The following is an 18,988-nucleotide window of genomic DNA, read 5'->3' on the forward strand; positions in this document are numbered from 1 at the left end:
TTTATATATTCACGGGAGGGATAAGTATCGGCGGCGAATAAAGCTGTCTGTTTCCGCTTAAACAGTGAGCACCATAGGTGCTCACTTTATGCTGATAAATCACGTAAATGGTGGTTAGACGTTTTGACTCAATCGGGCCAATTGCTCGAAATAATCGGGGAAGGTCTTCGCGGTGCATTTAGGATCAAGGATGGTGATAGGGATATTAGATAGTGCCACCAGCGAGAAACACATCGCCATGCGGTGGTCATTATAGGTCCCGATTTCTGCGGTGATTAACTGCGCCGGGGGGACTACGCGAATATAATCCTCACCCTCTTCGACTTGCGCGCCTACTTTTCTCAGCTCGGTTGCCATGGCTGATAAGCGGTCAGTCTCTTTCACCCGCCAGTTATAGATATTGCGAATGATAGTCGGGCCATCAGCAAATAATGCGGTGGTCGCAATGGTCATGGCGGCATCAGGAATGTGATTCATATCCATATCGATACCCTGTAATTCACCACGGCTGCACTCAATGTAATCGTCACCCCAAGTCACTTTAGCGCCCATTTTTTCCAGCACATCAGCAAACTTGGTATCACCCTGTACACTTTTCTTGCCAATACCGGTGACACGCACGGTGCCACCTTTAATGGCCGCAGCGGCCAAGAAATAGGAGGCCGAAGAGGCATCACCTTCAACCAAATAGGTTCCTGGGGTACGATAAGTCTGGCCACCTTTGATATGGAAGATCTGATAATTCTCATGCTCAACATCCACACCAAAGGCTTTCATCAGGTGCAGGGTGATGTCGATATAAGGCTTAGAAACCAACTCACCTTGAATCTGAATATCGGTATCCTGTTCAGCCAGCGGGGCCGCCATGAGTAATGCCGTCAAGAATTGGCTGGAAACACTGCCATCAACTGTCAGCTTGCCCCCACGGAAGCCGCCACGTAAGCGCAACGGTGGGTAATTTTCTTGCTCCAGATAATCAATCTGCGCGCCGCCCTGACGCAATGCATCCACCAGATGACCAATTGGCCGCTCTTTCATGCGCGGCTCGCCGGTTAATACAATGTCGCTATTGCCCAAGCACAGTGCGGCTGCCAATGGTCGCATTGCCGTTCCTGCATTGCCCAAAAACAGCTCCAATGGCTGAGCAGCCGCCAACTTGCCGCCAACGCCATCAACTTCACAACGGGTACGATCAGCAGAAAGACGGACATTGACACCCAATGCCTGAAGGGCATTGAGCATGTGGCGAATGTCGTCGCTGTCTAACAGGTTATTCAGCTGGGTAGTCCCTTCGGCCAGTGCGGCCAGAAGAAGTGCACGGTTAGAAACACTTTTAGAACCGGGTAAATTAACAGTGCCATTAATCAGGGCTATGGGTTGTAACGTCAGGGATTCCAGCATGGGAAAAGTACTCTCCAGTCTTCAATGAGCAACAGCCCCGCATAGAGACGGGGCTGTCGTTATGGCAGTAATAAATTAAGGTTTTATAAATTAGCGTGTTGCAGGTCAGCTCAGGTTGAGCTCTGCCCTGAACAATCACCCATGGCGACGTTCAAAGTCTGCCATAAAATCTGTTAATGCTTTAACGCCTTCAATTGGCATCGCATTATAGATAGAGGCACGCATCCCCCCAGCCACACGGTGGCCTTTCAAGGCTTGCAAGCCCTGCGCTTCAGCTTCGCTCAAGAAAACTTTGTCCAATGAGGCATCAGCCATTTGGAATGGCACATTCATCCAAGAGCGGTTAGCAATCGCCACTTGGTTGCGGTAGAAACCGGTACCGTCGATAGCGCTATAGAGTAATTCGGCCTTGGCCTGATTGCGTTTTTCCATTGCGCCCAAACCGCCCTGCTCTTTAAGCCACTTAAAGACCAGACCAGAGAGATACCATGCGAAGGTTGGTGGGGTATTGAACATAGAGTCATTATCTGCCAGCACCTTATAATCAAGGATCGACGGCAACTCAGTACGCGCTTTGCCTAATAAATCGTCGCGAACGATAACCACTGTCAGGCCCGCTGGACCAATATTTTTCTGTGCGCCTGCATAAATCACGCCATAACGGCTGACATCAATCGGGCGGGAGAGAATGGATGAGGAGTAATCTGCAACAACCACTTTATTGCCGAAATCAGGCTCTTCGTTGATAGCCACGCCATCAATGGTTTCATTCGGGCAATAATGCACATAGGCGGCATTATCACTCAATTTCCACTGTTTCATCGGCTGAATGCCCGTCTGGCCGTTATCGCGGGTCGTCACATCGATAACATTGGGTGTGCAATATTTTTGAGCTTCTTTAACCGCACTGTGCGCCCAGTAGCCGCCGTCGATATAATCAGCGTTTTTGCTGTCGCCGAGCAGGTTTAATGGCACTGCGGCGAACTGTGCCCGCGCACCACCATGGCAAAATAACACTTTATAATTAGCCGGAATCTGCATCAGATCGCGCAGATCTTTTTCTGCTTCTTCAGCTACCTGCATAAATTCTTTACTGCGGTGGCTGATCTCCATCACCGATGTTCCAAGACCATGCCAATTACGTAATTCTTGTTCCGCACGACGTAAAACTTCAACCGGTAGCATCGCCGGACCGGCGCTAAAATTATAAACCTGTGTCATTTCCCCTCACCACACTCTACTGAGATTGCCATCGTTATAACCCATGACTCGGTTTTATCATCCGAGTCCGCCTGCTGCAATGGTTATTCACCTGATAGGGAGAAACTGTTGGTGCGTTACTGATGCGGAGGCCGAAGCCCCCGCCGTAGATTTACCTGATCAATAGGTGTGGAACAACTTTTGGATTTCTTGCGGTTTTTGCGTTTGAGTCAATGCCAATTGCAGCAGCACGCGGGCTTTTTGTGGATTCAGTGAACCAGAGGCGATAAAGCCATACTTGGTATCGTCAACTTCAGCATCTTCGGTCGTCGAGCCAGTCGGCACGCGGGATGAGCGCACAATGGCAACACCATTATGGGCCGCCGTCGCCAGTGTATCGAACACCGTATGGTAGAGGTTGCCGTTGCCGACACCGGCACTGACAATGCCTTGGTAGCCATCGGCAATCAATGCCTTGGCTGGCAAATCAGACGCATTGGCATAGTTATAGATAATGCCAACTTTCGGTAATGTCTCCAGCTTGCTGATATCGAAAGCCGCGGGTCTTGGCGCCGGTTGATGCAGATAATTCACTTTTCCATCATAGATATAGCCCAGCGAGCCGGTGTTCGGAGACTGGAAAGTCTGCACCGAAGTGGTGTTGGTCTTCATCACATCACGGCCCGCGAGTATCTGGTCATTCATGGCGACCAGAACTCCGCGTTTGGCTGAATTGGCGTCACTGGCCACCACCACCGCATTGTACAAATTCAGCGGGCCATCTGCGCCCAGCGCGGTGGCGGGCCGCATCGCCCCCACCATGACCACGGGCTTATCGCACTTCACTGTTAAATCAAGGAAATACGCCGTTTCTTCCAATGTATCAGTGCCATGAGTAATGACGAACCCGTCTGTTTTGGCACAATCGGCATTAATTTTTTTCGCCAACTTCAGCCAGACTTCGTCATTCATATCCTGAGAGCCGATATTGACCACTTGCTCGCCCTGAATATTCGCGAGTTTTTTCATTTCAGGAACCGCGTTTACCAGAGCATCAACCCCCAGTTTACCGGCAGTGTAGTTAGATTTGGTGGCTGAATCACCGCCACCCGCGATAGTCCCCCCGGTTGCCAATAATGTGATATTGGGCAGAGCAAAGGCCGAACCGCTGATCCCTGCTAAAATTCCGGCTAATACAGTTAGCTTTATAGATCCCATCATTATGACTCCATTATTTATAAGCTAGTGAATTATCCGGAATATCCATACAAAAACTGTGACATTTACTGCGCTTTAGGAATACGTGGAGCTATTAACCAAAACCCCGTATGATCGCGCGTTTTTAGTACCGCCAAAAAGTGACGACAATGACCCAAACCTTTATTCCCGGCAAAGATGCCGCGCTGGAAGACTCCATCTCCGGTTTTCAGCAAAAACTGACTGACCTCGGTTTTAATATCGAAGAAGCCTCTTGGCTCAACCCGGTTCCTCACGTTTGGTCGGTACACATCCGCGACCGCGACTGCCCGCTGTGCTTTACTAACGGCAAAGGTGCCAGTAAAAAAGCGGCACTGGCTTCGGCCTTGGGTGAATATTTCGAGCGTTTATCCACTAACTATTTCTTCGCGGATTTCTATCTGGGCAAAGCGATTGCCGAGGGCGATTTCGTTCACTATCCGAATGAGAAATGGTTCCTGATCCCTGAGGATGATCTGCTGCCGGAAGGTATTTTGGATGAGCGTCTGCTGGCGTTTTACGATCCAGAACAGGAGTTGGTCGCCAGTGATCTGGTGGATTTGCAGTCAGGTAATACCAAGCGCGGTATCTGCTCACTGCCCTTTACCCGCCAGTCAGATTTAGAAACTATCTATATTCCAATGAATATTATTGGCAATCTGTATGTTTCAAACGGCATGTCTGCGGGCAATACCGCGAACGAAGCCCGCGTACAGGCGCTGTCAGAAGTCTTTGAACGTTATGTGAAAAACCGTATTATCGCGGAATCCATCAGTTTGCCAGAGATCCCAGCAGAGGTGTTAAATCGCTATCCGGGCGTGGTGGAAGCTATCGCCAAACTGGAAGAGGAAGGTTTCCCGATCCTCTCTTACGATGCTTCTTTAGGCGGCGCATACCCCGTTATCTGTGTGGTGTTGTTTAACCCCTCAAACGGCACCTGTTTTGCTTCGTTCGGCGCGCATCCAGACTTTGGTGTCGCACTGGAACGTACCGTGACGGAGTTATTGCAAGGCCGGAGCCTGAAAGATCTGGATGTGTTTACCGCACCAACATTTGATGACGAAGAGGTGGCTGAGCACACCAATCTAGAAACCCACTTTATCGATTCAAGCGGCTTAATCAGTTGGGATATGTTTAAAGAGGATGCCGACTATCCGTTTGTCGACTGGAGCTTTAAAGGCAGCACTGAAGAGGAGTTCGCCACCTTGATGGCCATCTTCAATCAGGAAGATGCTGAAGTGTATATCGCTGACTACGAGCATTTAGGTGTTTACGCCTGCCGTATTCTGGTGCCGGGGATGTCTGATATCTATCCAGCCGAAGATCTGCTGATGGCAAACAACACCATGGGTGTGCATCTGCGTGATACCTTGTTGGCCCTGCCAGACAGTGATTGGCAGCCAGCACAGTATTTGGAACTCATCCAACAACTGGATGATGAAGGATTGGACGACTTCGCCCGTGTGCGCGAACTGCTGGGTATCGCCACTGGTAAAGATAATGGCTGGTATACCCTGCGCGTAGGAGAGCTGAAATCCATGCTGGCATTAGCGGGCGGCGACTTGGAGCAAGGGCTGATTTGGCTGGAATGGACGCAAGATTTTAACTCTTCTGTCTTCACGGCAAAACAAGCAAATTATTACCGTTGCCTGCAAACCCTGCTGTTGCTGACTCAAGAGCCAGATCGTGAACCGATGCAATATCACAGCGCATTTGTGAAGATGTATGGTCAAGAAGCTGTCGAGGCGGCTTCAGCAGCATTAGCGGGTGAAGAGCGCTTCAACGGCCTGTTCAGTGTTGACGAAGATCTGAAAGCGTTACCTGCACATCAGGCACTACTCTGTGCCTATGCCAAGCTGCAAACCGCCAAACGCCGCTACTGGGCTAAAGGCGAGTAAACCCTTTGCCTCTCCCGCTGATCAATGAGTCATCGACGGGAGAGGCTATCTTAAGATCCCCGCTTATTTATTGCTGCAATTATTCCTAGCGAAAATAAATATCCCTCGCAGAGCCGAGCAATTGTTTTTGTCATAAAAAAACGTTATTTTCTGGCGCCACTTCTGTGGAAAAGCAGCACTATTAAGCAAACATTATTTTACCGAGAGATAAAGTAGACAGAGAGGTGAATAAATAGTTAATTTTTCATGATCAATAATGGTAAAAATAACTACAAACACCCTTTTTAGTTAACCTTCTCTACGGCTTCAAAACAGTCCAATCAAAATTATTTGTAAATCTTAAAATATTTTTTCACCTTTAAAATCATAATGTTAACCTAATTACACGCACATTCTGTAATGATTTAGCCCTAACTAAACTCGCGCAATATGATCCATATCAATTTTCACGCTATACTGCTTTGCTAGTATCTCGTTGTGCTTTATTAACCCTAAAAAGAGAGTTAGTGTGAAAGCTGACAACCCCTTCGATGCATTATTACCTGCGGCAATGGCTAAAGTAGCTGAAGATGCCGGTGTCTATAAAGCCACCAAGCATCCGCTGAAAACTTTTTATTTAGCGATTACTGCTGGTGTGTTTATTTCAATTGCGTTTGTTTTTTATATTACAGCAACTACCGGTACAGCAGGCGTGCCTTTCGGCTTTGCCAAGTTGGTTGGTGGTATTTGTTTCTCCTTGGGGCTAATGTTAGTTGTGGTATGTGGCGGTGACCTTTTTACCTCTACCGTATTAACAACTGTCGCCAAAGCCAGTGGCCGCATCACGTGGCGTCAACTGGGTTGCAACTGGGTTAATGTCTATGTTGGGAACCTGTGTGGGGCACTGTTCTTCGTCGCGCTTATTTGGTTCGCCGGCCAATATACTGTGGCAAATGGTCAATGGGGGCTAAATGTCCTGCAAACCGCTGATCACAAATTGCACCATACTTTTGTTGAAGCCGTCTGTTTGGGGATTTTGGCTAACTTAATGGTTTGCCTAGCGGTTTGGATGAGTTACTCCGGCCGTACCATAATGGACAAAATGTTCGCGATGATCCTACCGGTCGGCATGTTTGTCGCCAGCGGCTTTGAGCATAGCATCGCCAATATGTTTATGATTCCTATGGGTATTGTGATTAAAAACTTCGCGACGCCTGAGTTTTGGCAATCCATAGGAGCAGCACCAGAGCAATTTGCTAACCTAACTGTAAGTAACTTTGTTATTGATAACCTGATTCCAGTCACTATTGGCAACATCATTGGTGGCGGTTTATTGGTTGGTTTGACTTACTGGGTAATTTATCTGCGCGGTGACCAGCAACACTAAGTGTGGCCGCACACGGTTTTCGAACAAATTCACATTAAAAGGTAGATGCATTATGACCGAACTTAATGAAAAATTGGCCAAAGCATGGCAAGGCTTCACACAGGGTGACTGGCAGAACGAAGTAAACGTTCGTGACTTCATCCAGAAAAACTACACCCCTTATGAAGGCGATGAATCCTTCCTTGCCGGCTCTACCGAAGCGACCGACAAGCTGTGGGCGCAAGTGATGGAAGGCATCAAACTGGAAAACCGCACTCATGCGCCAGTTGATTTCGATACCGACGTTGTTGCGACCATCACTTCCCATGATGCTGGCTATATCAACAAAGATCTGGAAACCATCGTCGGTTTGCAGACTGAAAAACCATTAAAACGTGCCCTGATCCCATTCGGCGGCATTAAAATGGTCGAAGGCTCTTGCAAAGTTTACGGTCGTGAACTTGACCCGCAACTGAAAAAAGTCTTCACCGATTACCGCAAAACGCACAACCAAGGTGTGTTTGACGTTTACACCAAAGACATCCTGAACTGCCGTAAATCTGGTGTATTGACTGGTTTGCCAGATGCTTATGGCCGTGGCCGTATCATCGGTGACTACCGTCGTGTTGCCGTTTACGGTATCGACTACCTGATGAAAGACAAACTGGCTCAGTTCAACTCTTTGCAGGATGATCTGGAAAACGGTAAAGATCTGGAAATGACTATCCAGCTGCGCGAAGAGATTGCTGAACAGCATCGTGCTCTGGCTCAGATCAAAGAGATGGCAGCCAAATATGGTTGCGATATCTCCGGTCCAGCAACCAATGCCCGCGAAGCAGTACAGTGGACTTACTTCGGCTATCTGGCTGCGGTTAAATCGCAAAACGGTGCTGCAATGTCCTTCGGTCGCGTTTCTACTTTCCTTGACGTTTACATCGAACGTGACATGAAAGCAGGCAAACTGACTGAAATCGAAGCGCAAGAACTGATTGACCATTTGGTTATGAAACTGCGTATGGTTCGCTTCCTGCGTACCCCTGAGTATGATGAGTTGTTCTCTGGTGACCCAATCTGGGCAACTGAGTCTCTGGCCGGTATGGGCGTTGATGGCCGTACTCTGGTGACCAAAACCAGCTTCCGCTTCCTGAACACCCTGTACACCATGGGGCCGTCTCCAGAGCCGAACATGACCATTCTGTGGTCTGAAAAATTGCCACTGAACTTCAAAAAATACGCAGCTAAAGTCTCTATCGACACTTCATCTGTACAGTATGAAAACGATGATCTGATGCGCCCTGACTTCAACAACGATGACTATGCTATCGCTTGTTGTGTTAGCCCAATGATTGTTGGTAAGCAAATGCAGTTCTTCGGTGCTCGTGCTAACTTGGCGAAAACCATGTTGTACGCAATCAATGGCGGCGTTGACGAAAAAATGAAGATCCAGGTTGGCCCGAAAGAAGCGCCAATGATGGATGAAGTGCTGGACTATGACAAAGTCATGGAACGCATGGATCACTTTATGGATTGGCTGGCTAAACAATACGTGACCTCGCTGAACATCATTCACTACATGCACGACAAATACAGCTATGAAGCTGCATTGATGGCACTGCATGACCGTGATGTTTATCGTACTATGGCATGTGGTATTGCCGGTCTGTCTGTGGCGGCTGACTCCCTGTCTGCTATCAAATACGCCAAAGTAAGCACCATTCGTGATGCTGATGGCTTGGCTATCGACTTCAATATCGAAGGCGAATATCCACAATTTGGTAACAACGACTCACGTGTTGATGATATCGCTTGTGACCTGGTTGAGCGCTTTATGAAGAAAATTCAGAAGCTGCGTACTTACCGTGGTGCGGTGGCAACTCAATCCGTGCTGACCATTACCTCTAACGTGGTTTATGGTAAGAAAACCGGTAACACCCCAGATGGTCGCCGCGCTGGTGCACCATTCGGTCCAGGTGCTAACCCAATGCATGGCCGTGATCAGAAAGGTGCTGTTGCCTCCCTGACCTCTGTTGCCAAACTGCCGTTTGCTTACGCTAAAGATGGTATTTCTTACACCTTCTCTATCGTGCCAAACGCACTGGGTAAAGACGACGAAGTGCGCAAAGCCAACTTGGCGGGTCTGATGGATGGTTACTTCCATCACGAAGCGTCCATCGAAGGTGGTCAACACCTGAACGTGAACGTCATGAACCGTGAAATGCTGTTAGATGCGATGGAAAACCCGGAAAAATATCCGCAGTTGACTATCCGTGTATCAGGTTACGCTGTTCGTTTTAACTCGCTGACGAAAGAACAGCAGCAGGATGTGATTACACGTACATTCACTCAGTCAATATAAGTTCTAACTAAAATAGATTAGACTAAAAGGCTCCACCTTAGTGGGGCCTTTATTTATCCAGTATTGGAGTAACCTGCAATGTCCGTACTTGGCCGCATTCACTCATTCGAATCCTGTGGTACCGTTGACGGCCCTGGAATCCGATTTATTGTCTTCTTCCAAGGCTGCTTGATGCGCTGCCTGTATTGCCACAACCGTGATACTTGGGACACCCACGGCGGTAAAGAAGTTACCGTTGAAGAATTGGTCAAAGAAGCCGTCACTTATCGTCACTTTATGAATGCTTCTGGCGGTGGCGTAACGGCCTCCGGTGGCGAAGCCATCTTACAAGCTGAATTCGTGCGCGATTGGTTCCGCGCCTGCCACGAAGAGGGCATTCACACCTGTCTGGACACCAACGGTTTTGTGCGCCGCTATGATCCCGTCATTGATGAGTTGCTAGATGCCACCGATTTAGTGATGCTCGATTTGAAACAGATGGATGACAGCGTGCATCAGAATCTAGTCGGCGTCTCCAATCATCGCACTCTGGAGTTTGCCCGTTATCTGGCAAAGCGTAACCAGAAAACCTGGGTCCGCTATGTAGTGGTGCCGGGCTGGTCAGATGATGATAAATCGGCGCACATGCTGGGTGAGTTTACCCAGAACATGACCAATATCGAGAAGATCGAACTGCTGCCTTATCATGAGTTGGGTAAGCATAAATGGATTGCCATGGGCGAAGAGTACAAGTTAGATGGAGTCAAACCCCCGACAGCGGAGATTATGGACCGCGTGAAAGGTATTCTGGAAAGTTATGGTCACAAAGTGATCTACTGATACTCGCCAAGCCGTAAACCAAAACTCAATCTATGCCGCCCTATTGGATACCCCACGGGCGGCATTTTCTTTGGTGATTATACCGCTGCATAAGGCGTTTGCTGTTGGTCGGGTTTGCGCAGTAACATCATCAAATAGACCAGCGCGACACCCGCAATCATGATAAATAATAAATTGTCTGAATAGCGCTGCATCAGCAATGAGGTCATGGTCGGGCCGGTCAGACTGCCGATAGTGTAACTCATCAGCAGTGCCTGATTCATCGCCACCAACTCATCGGCACTGGCTTTTTCGCACGCCCACGCCATAGCGACCGGATAAAGGGTAAAACCCGCGCAACCCAGAATAAAGAGTGCAGGAGCCAAAGCATAATTCCCCAGAATCGCCACGCTACCGAGGATCACCACAAACACCTGAATGCGCAGCACCAGCAAGCGACCATAGCGATCAGCCATTTTGCCTATCGGCCACTGACCGATAATCCCTGAACTGACCAGCAATGCCATCCACCATCCCACACTGGCGTCGCTCATCCCTTGATGGGATAAATACAACGGCAGCAGTCCATAGAGCGAACCTAGGAGCACACCTGAGATAATGCAGCCATTAACGCCTAGACGCGCGCTACGGCGCTTGAGCATCGACCAAACCGGAACGTGTGAGGACTCACTACCCTCCTGATGTGAGAAGTGGGCAAACAGCAGTGGCAGCATCGCGGTAATCACCAATGCACTGACCCAAGGGATGACATTCAGCAGTTGCGTTGATACCACGCCTAGCAGTAGTTGCCCGGTGACGGTCCCCAGATAGTAAACCATCATATAAGCAGCCAGCAGTTGCCCACGGTTGGTTAACGTACCACTGCGCAGCAAGGCACTTTCAACAATGACCCAAATGAGTGCGCAGGCCACCCCGGCAAAGAAGCGCCACCCCAACCAGCTCCAAAAATCGACCGAAAGCATTAATCCGCAGGTCGCCAGAGCAAACAAAATGCAGGAGTAGTGGTAGCTGCGGTTAAATCCAAGCCGCTGGATCAAGCGCCCAGCAATCAGTGTCCCGACCAGATTCCCAGTAAAATAAGAGGAACTCACCATCCCCACTTGCCAAGTCGGCAATTGTTGATGAGATAACCAAAGGGGAACCAAGGTATTTAAAACTGCGATAGAAATCGTGAACAGCAAAAGCCCACAGAGCAAAAGCAGCACCGGGCGAGAATATGCGGACATAATAAGAGAGAAGCCGTCGGGACGATAAAAGTGAGCGCATCATGCCACTGGTGATAAAAAAGTCAATTCCCTCTCAGCCAGTGATAGCACGATATGTTGGTTAGTTTTTATCGACGATGCACTGGCGGTGCTTAGCCGACACTCATAAAAAGAAAAAGCGCCCGTAGGCGCTTGATAAATAACTGATTCTAAATGACGGCGACTTTGTTAATCCGCCATTTATTAACCCATTATTTTTTAACCGATAAATTCCAGTCCGCCCATATATGGGCGTAATACTTCTGGCACCTGAATGCGACCATCAGCCTGCTGGTAGTTTTCCAGCACGGCAACGAGTGTACGGCCAACAGCCAGACCAGAACCATTCAGGGTATGAACCAAACGGGGCTTTCTATCGATTTTATTACGACAGCGCGCCTGCATACGACGGGCCTGGAAATCCCACATATTTGAGCATGAAGAGATTTCGCGGTAAGTATTCTGCGCAGGTAACCACACTTCCAAATCGTAAGTTTTGCTGGAACCAAAGCCCATATCACCGGTACACAGCAGCACTTTGCGGTATGGCAGTTCCAGCAATTGCAGCACTTTCTCTGCATGACCGGTCAGCTCTTCCAGTGCCGCCATTGAATCTTCTGGGCGGGTTATCTGCACCATCTCAACTTTGTCGAACTGATGCATACGGATCAAGCCACGGGTATCACGCCCATAAGAACCCGCTTCTGAACGGAAGCACGGCGTATGGGCGGTCATTTTCAGTGGCAGAGACTCCTCTTCCAAAATCTCATCTCGCACCAAGTTAGTCAGCGGGACTTCAGCCGTAGGAATCAGTGCGTAGTTGCTGCTGTCTGACTCCTCTTCCAGTGGTTTGGTGTGGAACAAGTCCTCGCCAAACTTAGGTAACTGACCCGTACCATACAAAGTGGCATGGTTAACCAGATAAGGAACGTAAGCCTCCTGATAGCCGTGCTTTTCGGTATGCAGGTCTAGCATAAACTGCGATAGCGCACGGTGCATGCGGGCAACTTGCCCTTTCATCACCACAAAACGCGCACCGGTCAGTTTCACTGCCGCAGCAAAATCAAGGCCACCGGCCATTTCGCCCAAGGAGACGTGATCTCTCACCTCAAAGTCATACTTGCGGGGTTCACCCCAACGGCTGACTTCAAGGTTATCGTTTTCATCTTTGCCCACTGGCACAGAATCATCCGGCAGGTTAGGAATAGAGAGTGCCAGATCGCGGATTTCGTTTTGCAACTTATCCAGTTCAATCTTAGCCGCATCCAGTTTTTCACCCAGCACATTGACTTCCAAACGCAATGGTTCGATATCTTCGCCACGCGCCTTGGCCGCACCAATCAGTTTCGATCGGGCATTACGTTCTGCTTGCAGACTTTCTGTTTCAACCTGTAAAACTTTGCGGCGCTCTTCTTGTTGGCGCAACATCTCAACATCAAGTTTAAAACCTCTGCGAGCCAGTTTTTCGGCGACTGCGTCTAGCTCATTGCGCAGCATATTGGGATCGAGCATGCTAGTCCTGTGCTTGTAGTTATGAATACGCCCGCGTAATTATACTTTGGGCATAAATGGTTAGTGAAGACGGAGTTAATGCTGTAAGCGCTGTAAACAGCTACTTACCAAGTGGTTATAGCGCTAACCTTACCGCAACGGCAAAGCTAGCGGTAGCGTTTTATCGGGCTATTTTGATCCTGTTCAGCCAACCATGCCAGCTTTTCACCGATTTTACCTTCCAGACCTCGGGATGATGGTGAGTAGTAGCGCGTAGCGGCCATTTCTGGCGGGAAATAATTCTCACCTGCGGCATAAGCATGTTGCTCATCATGGGCATATCGGTATTCTGCCCCCAGCCCCATCTCTTTCATCAGCTTGGTCGGTGCATTACGCAGATGTTCCGGCACATCAAAATCAGGTTTATCGCGTGCATCCTGCATCGCGGCCTTAAACGCGGTATAAACTGCATTACTTTTTGGTGCACAGGCCAGATAAACTATCGCCTGTGCAATCGCCCGCTCACCTTCTGCTGGCCCTACTCGGGTAAAACAGTCCCAAGCTGAGATTGCCACCTGCATGGCGCGCGGGTCTGCGTTACCCACATCTTCCGATGCAATCGCCAACAAGCGCCGAGCGACATAGAGCGGATCACCACCAGCCGTGATAATACGTGCATACCAATACAGCGCTGCATCCGGGGCTGAGCCACGAATAGATTTATGCACTGCCGAAATCAGATCGTAATAGCGGTCGCCTTTATTATCAAAACGGGCACTTCGTTCACCAGAGACCTCTTTTAGCAAATCAGGGGTGAGCAGACGTACCCCGTTGGCATCTATTTCTGCCATATCTGCCATCATTTCAAGGCTATTCAAGGCGCGACGTGCATCGCCGCCCACCAATTCAGACATCATGCGGCGGGTTTCATCCGGCAGCTTGATATTCTGTCCACCATAACCACGCTGGCTATCAGACATTGCTTGGTCAATCACTTTCTCAATATCTGCGGCAGTGAGTGATTTCAGCAAGTAGACGCGTGCACGGGAGAGCAATGCCGAATTTAACTCAAACGAAGGGTTTTCAGTCGTGGCCCCGATAAAGGTGATAGTACCATCTTCAATATGCGGTAAAAACGCATCCTGCTGACTTTTATTGAAGCGATGGACCTCATCGACAAACAGTATCGTGCGCCGCCCAGCATCACGATTCTGCCTTGCTCGCTCGATAGCTTCGCGGATCTCTTTAATACCTGAGGTCACCGCAGAGATACGCTCGACATCCGCCTGACCGTAGCGGCCAATAATTTCGGCTAACGTGGTTTTACCGGTTCCCGGCGGCCCCCAGAGAATCATAGAGTGTAACTGCCCAGCGACGATTGCCCGTGGTAGCGGTTTACCCGGAGCCAGCAGATGTTGCTGACCTATATATTGATCCAACGTCAAAGGCCGCATCCGCGCGGCCAGTGGCTGAAACTCATTTTGGGAAAAATCGAGGGACATATTACTCACTCAGACCTCACTGCCGCTGGTCGTCCAGCGTCACACCTTTTGGTAGGGTAAATTTAAACTTGCTGGCATCTGCTGAGCTATTTTGTTGCCCTTTCAGGGTATAGGCACTGCGCTGCCCATCTTGCTCAACCGCAGCGAAACTTTTAATGGTGCCTGCTGGGGTCACTGTTATCGTAAATTGCTTCAGATTACCGCTGGCATTTTTTGGCGTCAGCTCAAAATCATCGCCTTTTTGCTTCACATTGTACTGTTTCCAGTCATCTGGATTGTTGCGAGTAATCAGCATGAAAGGCGTGTTACCAGTCGCATTTTTCAGCCAGGTCGCCGTGGCTTGTTCTACAAAGGGGTTGTAGAACCATAATGTCTCACCATCAGAAATCAGCACACTTTCATCCGGCGAAGTCATATGCCAGTTAAACAGATTTGGCCGCTTTACCCATAACTCGCCCTCACCTTCTTGTACCGCAGCCCCTTCAGAGCTGGTGACTTTCTGCGAGAAGTTCGCATGGAAACTATTCACCTTGCTCAGGCGACCTTGCAAATCCGTGCTGGCATCTGCCAAGACTGAGGTTGAAATTAAGCCAGATAACAGACAGCAAGCGACAAGCAGTTTTTTCATTATTCTAAATACCTTATATAATTCTCTGATAAATACGGAGTTACGCTTCTTGGCATAAGGGCCGCAAAGCGGCCCTATCTAGACTAATTGCCTCAGAACAAAAGATTACTCATGAGGTGGTGGTGCCAAAACTTCACGGTTACCATTATGGCCTGGCGTACTCACAATTTGCTGGGCTTCCATCTGCTCAATGATACGTGCAGCACGATTATAACCGATTCGGAATTGACGCTGAACACCCGAGATTGATGCACGACGTTTCTCCAATACAAAGCTCACCGCCTGATCGAACAATGGATCTAACTCTTCGTCACTGTCCAAGCCAAGGCCACCGCCTTCTCCCTCGTCGCCACCACTGATGATACTCTCAATGTATTGCGGTCGACCACGAGCTTTCCAATCATTTACAACAGCATGGACTTCCTGATCACGGACAAAGGCACCGTGCACACGCACTGGAATTGATGAGTTAGGTGCCATATACAGCATATCCCCCATACCCAGTAGTGACTCCGCCCCCCCTTGATCGAGAATAGTACGAGAGTCAATTTTACTGGAGACGGTAAAGGCGATACGTGTCGGGATGTTGGCTTTGATCAAACCGGTTATCACATCCACTGATGGGCGCTGTGTTGCCAGAACCAGATGGATACCGGCAGCACGTGCTTTCTGCGCTAAACGGGCAATCAGCTCTTCAACTTTTTTGCCCACGGTCATCATCAAGTCAGCAAACTCATCCACCATCACCACGATATACGGCAGTTTTACCAACATTGGCGGTGAGATATCCATGCTATCGGATGGCTTCCAGAATGGATCGGGAATTGGCCGCCCCATTGCTTCAGCTTGCGCCACTCGCTCGTTGTAACCCGCAAGATTACGCACACCCAATGCAGACATCAGTTTATAGCGCCGTTCCATCTCACCGACACACCAACGAAGTGCATTCGCAGCATCTTTCATGTCGGTAACCACGCCAGTTAACAGGTGCGGAATACCTTCATAGACCGACAACTCCAACATTTTCGGGTCAATCATGATAAAGCGCACCTCATCCGGTGTAGCTTTATACAAGATGCTGAGGATCATCGCGTTCACCCCAACCGATTTACCCGAGCCAGTCGTACCTGCGACCAACAAGTGAGGCATTTTGGCTAAATCCGCCACTACTGGCTGCCCTGCGATATCTTTACCCAGCACGATAGCTAATGGTGATGGGTTATCGCGGAATTTGGCACAATCGAGCACCTCTCGCAGATAGACCGTCTGCCGATACTTATTGGGTAGCTCAAGCCCAACATAAGGTTTGCCGGGAATAACTTCCACCACACGCACCGCAATAGCAGAGAGTGAGCGAGCCAAATCGCGGGAAAGATTGGAAATACGTGAGGCTTTGACGCCCGGTGCCAGATCCAGTTCAAAACGGGTAATCACCGGCCCCGGAGAGATACCGACCACTTCTGCTTTCACCCGATAATCACCAAGCCGTGCTTCAACCAGACGTGCTGTCTGTTCCAACGCGAACATATCGACCGGTTCCTCTTCCGCTGGCGGCGAAGAGAGTAGATCCAGCGTCGGTAATGGTGTCGTTGGTTTGACCAACGGCTGATCATTACGCATTAGGAATGGGTGAATCAGGCTGTCCATTGCTGGGATTGGCTGCACGGGTTGCATTGGTGCCGTGGGCTGAACAACAGATTGCGGCACTGGTGGAGCATAAGACGGTATTGCAGTCGGTTGAGTGTACGCAGAGTGCGTATTTGCAGATGAAGCATGAGCAGATTGAACCGACGGTGTTGAGTGCTCTGAATGTGTTTGCTGCACGGGTGCCTGTTGATGCGGCGACACCTGTTCAGAGTCATCTTGCGCAAAAGTCTCTTCTTTAGCCGCTGTTTCAACATAAGGTGAAAGTGTGAACAATGGTTCACGCGGACTCTCATCAACTAAATCTGCGACTGGCGAGAATGTGAAGGCACTGCTGGTATCAGCCAACTGCACTCCTTCAGCGCTGTTATTTTCGTTATGCACGCTATTTTCGCTATAAATACTGTTTTCATGCCGGACAGTATCTTCGCGTTGAGTCACGCTATAACGATGCTGTTGCTGCGCCGCAAACTCCTGTCGCAATGCAGCCTCTTGCAGCGCCTGTTCATCTTCAGGTTCAGGTGCTGAGAAGATATTTACGTCCGCGTCAGAAGATTGACCATAACGCTCAGACTGTTGATCGACAAAAGCTTGGCGCAAAATGGCCTGCTGCAACGCCGCTTCATCTTCGGACTCGACCTCGCTACCAAATGCAGCCGCACTCTGGGAACTTAGCGTTTCGTCTTCACGCAGCTCACGTTGTTCCTGCTCAGCTATTCTCTGAGAAGGCAGTTTGATACCGTAAGACGCTAGCTCACGCCGCGTTGGAATTCGAACAGGATTCGGCCGTGGTAATTCTGGGCCAATCCCCTGTTTAATCTGAGAACTACTATCGCTGGTTGCCGTAAATGCTGGCATAAATGTCGCTGTCGCTGCACTTGCTGCAACAATTCCGGCGGTAGATATGGGTCCAGATGTTGATGCAGAACCCATGCCTGCAGCGGTCAGTCCATCAAGGCTCGAACCCAGCTCAGGATTCATGTAAGGCGTACTTTCCACCTGATCGTTATGGCGCTGTGCCGTTGAAAAATCAAATGGCGAATGACTGGCAGATGCTGCTGGGGTATCCCATGCCCCCATTTGAGGCTCAGGACGCTCTGTCGGTAGCATAACGCGAGTCTGCACAGGAGATGGTGTTTCCTGTGGGATTTCAAAAGAATAGAGCGGCGGCGCAGTGATATTCTCAACCACAGGTGCGGAGTTTTCATTGGTAATATCATGGCCGATAACCGGATTAACTGCTCCCTCAGTGGCAGCCATAGATAATGCTGGCAGCTCATCATTATCCGTCGCACGTAGCGAACTTAATAATGGTTCATATTTATCGTCGGTTTCAGCCAGCGGTAATAGCGTATCTGTAACTGATGGTGCGGAGAAGAGTACATCGTCATCATCTGCATAGGCAGAGTTCGCTGCCAGCCCAGTGGCAGTTGCAACACTCGCTGTTGTTACCTTGCTTGCCACAGTTCCGTTTTTTTGCTCAGAGGTATCCGCATCATCTACTTGGTAATCGTCATCTTCATCGTCATAGCGCTCTTCACGACGGGAACGATTAGTCATAAATGTCAAGGAACCTAAGACCGCGCCACCAATTTTCTCGGCAATAACCAACCATGACCAACCGGTAAAGAGCGTCAAACCAACTGCCCAGATACAGAGCAATGTGAGTGTAGCCCCCACACCGTTGAACCACGGCAACATGGCATTGCTGAATAAACTGCCAATCACCCCACCAGAAGCAAAGTAATAAAGATCGTCAACATTCAGAGCAGCCAAGCCGCATGATGTTAAAATCAGGGCTAATGTACCAATCAGGCGCAATGACAGTGCAAAGTAATCGACGTGCTCGCTGGTATCGCGCTGGCGAAATGCCGCCCAGCACAACATCACCATAATAACAGGGATTGCATAGGCCAAGACACCAAAGGTGAAGAACAGTGTATCAGCCATCCAAGCACCAATACCCCCACCAAGATTGTGGATAGGCTCGTGCCAAGCAGTTTGGGACCAACTTGGGTCCGAAGGATTGAAACTCAGCAGCGCCGCCATCAGGTAGGCTGCCAAAATAGTTACCACAATCAAAATAGCCTCAAGCACACGACGCCCGCTGCTGAGTTTTTTCAGAGTAACTTCTTTGTCTTCTGTATATTCCTGGCTCAAGAAAGGCTCTCCAGGTTCCTGTTAACTAGTATGAGTGACAACGCCGAGAACCCTCCCGGCGTTG

At 49.4% G+C, this 18,988-nt stretch carries 12 protein-coding genes; 4 read left to right on the top strand and 8 right to left on the bottom strand.

Features of this window, described 5'->3' with window-relative positions; genetic code table 11:
* Positions 1–114: 114 nt before the first annotated feature.
* The 3 genes from aroA to ansB all read right to left on the bottom strand — a co-directional run bounded on the left by aroA (position 115) and on the right by ansB (position 3,819).
* A complete protein-coding gene (gene aroA / locus HRD69_RS17995; protein WP_004873749.1) occupies positions 115–1,401 on the bottom strand; it encodes a 3-phosphoshikimate 1-carboxyvinyltransferase in 1,287 nt (428 codons plus the stop codon).
* A gap of 135 nt (positions 1,402–1,536) precedes the next feature.
* Entirely contained in the window at positions 1,537–2,622 is a 1,086-nt protein-coding gene (gene serC, locus HRD69_RS18000) for a 3-phosphoserine/phosphohydroxythreonine transaminase (protein WP_004873748.1), read from the bottom strand.
* Between the two features lie 159 nt (positions 2,623–2,781).
* Positions 2,782–3,819 (bottom strand): L-asparaginase 2, encoded by a 1,038-nt coding sequence (ansB, locus tag HRD69_RS18005; RefSeq protein ID WP_032813173.1) that lies wholly within the window; start codon positions 3,817–3,819, stop codon positions 2,782–2,784.
* A gap of 149 nt (positions 3,820–3,968) precedes the next feature.
* Here ansB and ycaO point away from each other — a divergent pair, with 149 nt between their 5' ends.
* From ycaO to pflA, 4 genes are all read left to right on the top strand, one after another.
* Complete coding sequence (gene ycaO, locus HRD69_RS18010) at positions 3,969–5,735, top strand: 30S ribosomal protein S12 methylthiotransferase accessory factor YcaO (RefSeq protein WP_004873746.1); 1,767 nt, start codon at positions 3,969–3,971, stop codon at positions 5,733–5,735.
* A gap of 508 nt (positions 5,736–6,243) precedes the next feature.
* The gene (gene focA, locus HRD69_RS18015) at positions 6,244–7,101 is read left to right on the top strand and encodes a formate transporter FocA (protein WP_004873745.1); all 858 of its coding nucleotides are present in this window, start codon (positions 6,244–6,246) and stop codon (positions 7,099–7,101) included.
* A gap of 52 nt (positions 7,102–7,153) precedes the next feature.
* The gene (gene pflB / locus HRD69_RS18020) at positions 7,154–9,436 is read left to right on the top strand and encodes a formate C-acetyltransferase (protein ID WP_004873744.1); all 2,283 of its coding nucleotides are present in this window, start codon (positions 7,154–7,156) and stop codon (positions 9,434–9,436) included.
* Positions 9,437–9,514: 78 nt separating this feature from the next.
* A complete protein-coding gene (gene pflA / locus HRD69_RS18025; protein ID WP_019209496.1) occupies positions 9,515–10,255 on the top strand; it encodes a pyruvate formate lyase 1-activating protein in 741 nt (246 codons plus the stop codon).
* Positions 10,256–10,332: 77 nt separating this feature from the next.
* Here the strand turns inward: pflA and HRD69_RS18030 are convergent, their stop codons facing one another.
* The 5 genes from HRD69_RS18030 to HRD69_RS18050 form a co-directional block, all read right to left on the bottom strand.
* Positions 10,333–11,481: an MFS transporter gene (locus tag HRD69_RS18030; RefSeq protein WP_032813145.1), complete on the bottom strand. Its 1,149-nt coding sequence runs from the start codon at positions 11,479–11,481 to the stop codon at positions 10,333–10,335.
* Between the two features lie 237 nt (positions 11,482–11,718).
* Positions 11,719–13,011: a serine--tRNA ligase gene (serS, locus tag HRD69_RS18035; RefSeq protein WP_004873741.1), complete on the bottom strand. Its 1,293-nt coding sequence runs from the start codon at positions 13,009–13,011 to the stop codon at positions 11,719–11,721.
* A gap of 146 nt (positions 13,012–13,157) precedes the next feature.
* A complete protein-coding gene (locus tag HRD69_RS18040; RefSeq protein ID WP_032813144.1) occupies positions 13,158–14,501 on the bottom strand; it encodes a replication-associated recombination protein A in 1,344 nt (447 codons plus the stop codon).
* A 7-nt stretch (positions 14,502–14,508) separates the two neighbouring features.
* A complete protein-coding gene (gene lolA, locus HRD69_RS18045) occupies positions 14,509–15,120 on the bottom strand; it encodes an outer membrane lipoprotein periplasmic chaperone LolA (RefSeq protein WP_004873738.1) in 612 nt (203 codons plus the stop codon).
* 105 nt (positions 15,121–15,225) lie between these two features.
* Positions 15,226–18,924, bottom strand: coding sequence for a DNA translocase FtsK (locus HRD69_RS18050; RefSeq protein WP_004873737.1), 3,699 nt, complete (start codon positions 18,922–18,924; stop codon positions 15,226–15,228).
* Positions 18,925–18,988 lie beyond the last annotated feature (64 nt).

The sequence above is a fragment of the Yersinia mollaretii ATCC 43969 genome (assembly GCF_013282725.1).
GTDB lineage: Bacteria > Pseudomonadota > Gammaproteobacteria > Enterobacterales > Enterobacteriaceae > Yersinia > Yersinia mollaretii.